The organism is Leuconostoc sp., from assembly GCF_965300815.1.
On the sequence record NZ_CBDKZH010000041.1, the window covers coordinates 1 to 3,765 of the forward strand.

General features: G+C 45.0%; 4 protein-coding genes. 1 reads left to right on the forward strand and 3 read right to left on the reverse strand.

Going from position 1 to position 3,765, the window contains the following annotated elements:
* Both ACW12G_RS04065 and ACW12G_RS04070 read right to left on the reverse strand, forming a co-directional pair.
* The coding region (locus tag ACW12G_RS04065) for a Cna B-type domain-containing protein (RefSeq protein ID WP_455647331.1) at nucleotides 1–942 on the reverse strand (942 nt) is incomplete at its 3' end.
* Nucleotides 943–977: 35 nt separating this feature from the next.
* Entirely contained in the window at nucleotides 978–1,814 is an 837-nt protein-coding gene (locus ACW12G_RS04070) for a vWA domain-containing protein (RefSeq protein ID WP_455647332.1), read from the reverse strand.
* 357 nt (nucleotides 1,815–2,171) lie between these two features.
* On the opposite strand from ACW12G_RS04070, the gene ACW12G_RS04075 reads away from it, so the two are divergent.
* Nucleotides 2,172–2,747, forward strand: coding sequence for a recombinase family protein (locus ACW12G_RS04075; RefSeq protein ID WP_029510131.1), 576 nt, complete (start codon nucleotides 2,172–2,174; stop codon nucleotides 2,745–2,747).
* 61 nt (nucleotides 2,748–2,808) lie between these two features.
* Here the strand turns inward: ACW12G_RS04075 and ACW12G_RS04080 are convergent.
* Nucleotides 2,809–3,765, reverse strand: a 957-nt coding sequence (locus tag ACW12G_RS04080; RefSeq protein ID WP_455647333.1) for a beta-galactosidase small subunit-related protein, incomplete at its 5' end; no start/stop codon positions are given.

Consider the following 3,765-nt stretch of genomic DNA (forward strand, 5'->3'; position numbering starts at 1 on the left):
GGGTAATGTTGTCCCCTGGGCGATCTTGTCAATTATTAAGCCATATTGGCAATTTGTTACCGTCGCCTGATTATCTTGTTGCGTAATTTGTGTCACGTAACCCGCCGTCTGCTCATTTAAAACATGATAATCGAATGCTTGACCCTGGTTATTATAAGCAGGTAGCCACACCGATTGCCCGTCTTGCATCCCTTGGGCGACAGTCTTTTGCCAATTTTCCGCGGCAGTAAGCTGCCCAACTGCCCGCCATTCAGTTAACTGATTCGCCACTTTTCGTCCAATGCCAAACTGAATTTGATCGGGTCGTTTTGTGCGATCAATATCATCCACCCATTTTTTAGTCACCTGCAACTTAGTTCCGGCTGCTTTAGCAGAAGGCATACCAAAGGCCACTGCGGCGTCTTTTTCATTTGGGGTTAATGACGTTTCCCCACTCACTTGGTACCAAAAATCAGGTTGAAAATTTTGCGCTTCCGTTTTGAGATGGACCTGATAATGCAGCTGAATTTCTTGATCTTGCCCCAGATTTATATTGTTAACGGTCACTTGTTGGACATCACGTGTCACACTTGGTAAGTTATCAACCACTTTTTTACCCACACTGGTCACGGTTGGTGGTGTGTCTGCATAAATAAATTGTTCACCAATCGGATTATGCACCGTCCCATTTTTTACTGTATAAAACTCACTTAAGACACTATTGACCTGACCTGCTAAGTAAGTGCCAACATCATCTAACGTATTAGCATCCTGATAGTGACCAGGTGTTGCAAGTAACGCCATGCGTTCACGTACTTGCGTTTTGGTTAAATACATGTGAGAATTATTACCTGTACCCCAACTATCCATATCCAACTGAATACCTAATGTATGTAGTTCAGTCCCTTTTTCCCGCAGCGCGTAGGCCTCCCCTAACGTAGCTGCCCAAGTATCTGGAATCATTTGCCCATCGACTTGATATGGCGCTGGTCTCTCTATCAGTCAGGATAGTGGCTTTCGACAAACTGTGACGTATACCCTGGATAATCCCATGCTTGACTAAAACCCGTCCCGATAACGTGCCCATCAACTACTTTGGCTTGAGTTACTTTGTATGATTGCGTCGGAAGCCCGTCAGTCAATAACACCATGATTTTTTTGTGGTCACTGGCATCACTTGCCAACATGTTTTGTGCTTCACGGAGACCATTTTGTGTAAACGTTCCGCCAACGGGGGGATTTCTGAGGATACGATTGATGTTTGTCACATGCGTTGTATTACTGACACGATCAATATTTTCTGTCGAAATGCCTGGTCGCTGTTCACTTTCTTTAGAGGCATAACTCACCAGACCAACATTAACAAAATCACCATACCCTTCGTCGTTAATTGTTTGCATAAATTTTTCAATGCCTTCAGGCATCGCGTATTCTCGCTTGACGCCACCGTTGAACACTGAATTCATGGATCCGGACATGTCAGTGACCAAAACAATATCAATTGGTTTGATCGTCACTTGCCGATTTCCTTTAACATTCAAGAAAACATCAAATAAGCCAGGTGTCGCGGTTTGACACGCATATTGTCGTATTTGATAAGCTGGATTATTGACGTCATGACCGCCAAATTTAAGATAGGCATTGTGCGTGTTAGTAGGTGCCCCATCCCATTGGGTAACATTGTCCCAACCCTCACGCTCATGTCCACCCTGGGGATTAATGACATCCGCTTGCCCAGGTATTGACCAAGCATGTGTTGGTAACGTGCCAGTTGGTGTGGTTTGATAAGTTGGTGTTATACCAGCAGCAGTCACAGTTTGTCCAATGGTTAACAAACACAGACTTAGCACACTTAACCATAACCGCCACCCACGGTGGTTTCGGCATTTTTTAGCCCGCCTCGCTTTTATGATAGCAATCGTTCCTTTCTCCCTTCTAAGTAACAGTTGTGCTTGGTATTTCAAAGTCAATCCCGTTTTTCTAGTAGCACAACTCGAGAGATGTAACCCCACCATAACAATTCCAACAAATCACCAATTAGCACGTATTATGACTTAGGATAACGATTACACACGCATTTAAATTACCTTTGTGATATAATTATCTTATCAAAGTGTCTGGTTCGCATCTCTCGAGTTGCGAACCTTTTTTGCGTCTTGGGAAAATTATCACTACAATAAAGGAATCATGATATGAAATACGGCTATGCTAGAGTGAGCACAGAAGGCCAACATCTTGAAGCCCAAGTTGCGCAGTTAACCCAGGCTGGTGTTGACCAAATTTTCAAAGAAAAATATACCGGCACAACCACTGAACGACCTGTTTTTGACACACTCTTAAAAACGCTCCAACCCCACGATATGCTTGTTGTGACCAAGCTAGACCGCTTCGCCAGAAATACCCATGAAGCGCTCGAAGTCATGCAACATTTATTTGATCAACGGGTCGCCATCCACATCTTAAATTTAGGTTTGATTGATGAAAGTCCTACGGGCAAGCTGATTTTCACCATTTTTTCTGCCTTTGCGCAGTTTGAACGTGATCTGATTTTGACCCGGACACAGGAAGGCAAAGCTTATGCCAGACGTCACAATCCCCATTTTCGTGAAGGACGTAAAGAGACCTATTCCGATATGGAAATTTTAGCCGCCTATCAGCAACATCAAAATGGCCTATCGTATCAACAAGTGGCCAAAAAAACGGGTATTAGCGCCTCAACTTTAAAACGGCGCATCAAAAAACTCCGACAAGCCGAGCAAAACACGTGACTCACCGGCTTTAACCCACAAAAAAAGATGTGTTGAAAACACATCTTTTTAAGTAATTTATTTAAAGTTGGTCATGCAATTGCCAGTTCAACGCATAATGGTAATGATCGCCAGATAAAAGATATTCGGGTGCCACACTTGGTGACCATGAATCATCCCCCCCAATGCCCATATGCGCGCCGTCTAAGTTCAACCACACCCCAGCTTCTGGTTTAAGCAGATGCCGGTGAGTCGTTTGGCTCAGTTGTTGTGGACTATACGGTGACAAATTAAAGGCCACCGTCGTTGGACTTTGTAGGTCATGCCGACCAAATTGCAACTGGCTAACGCCGGTGCGCAGCCCATTTTCACTAGGGAAAATGTACGGCGTGTATAAGTCGGCCAAAGTTGCGGACCAGCGGCCCTTGGTTGCTGCTGCCCGCCGGTCTGGATAATTTTCCATTGGCCCGAACCCAACGTAGTTCACTTGTTCAGGGACGGTCGCTAATTGCACATTCAGGCCAATACGTGCTGGTTCAGGATCAGCCATTTGCCGCCAAACATCAACTTGCAGTGCTAACGTCCCAGTTGGTGAAATTTGGTAACGCTTAGTCGACTGTAACATCACATGCTGATCAATTGGTGACAGAAAATCATGTGTCGTCGTTACCAAGACGCCCTGATCGTTGGCTGTCACGTCAAACGCACCCAACCGTGGTTGCAATTGGTCATAACCACTAGCACGCCACTTTTCATACCAGGCATTTGGATCAAGACGCCCGACTTCACTCACGCCAATATCATTATCAATTGCCGCACGGGTAAACTGATCTTTTAACGGCGTCAAAAGCTGACTGACCCCGGAAAAATACCATTGTGTTAACCAACCTCGCGTATCATCAAAGACAAACTGGTGTTGACCTGCCGTAATGGTAACAGTTTCGGCCGTTTGTTCAACTACCGGTGGTAAACTTGTCGTCACGTCAGGCACGGCTGGTTTTAATGGGCGATTTTGAATCACAAACTGATCATAAGCCAA

What these genes read in the sequence shown, in the direction of transcription:
- ACW12G_RS04075 (WP_029510131.1), top strand. Translation starts at nt 2,172, where the DNA reads ATGAAATACGGCTATGCTAGAGTGAGCACAGAAGGCCAACATCTTGAA.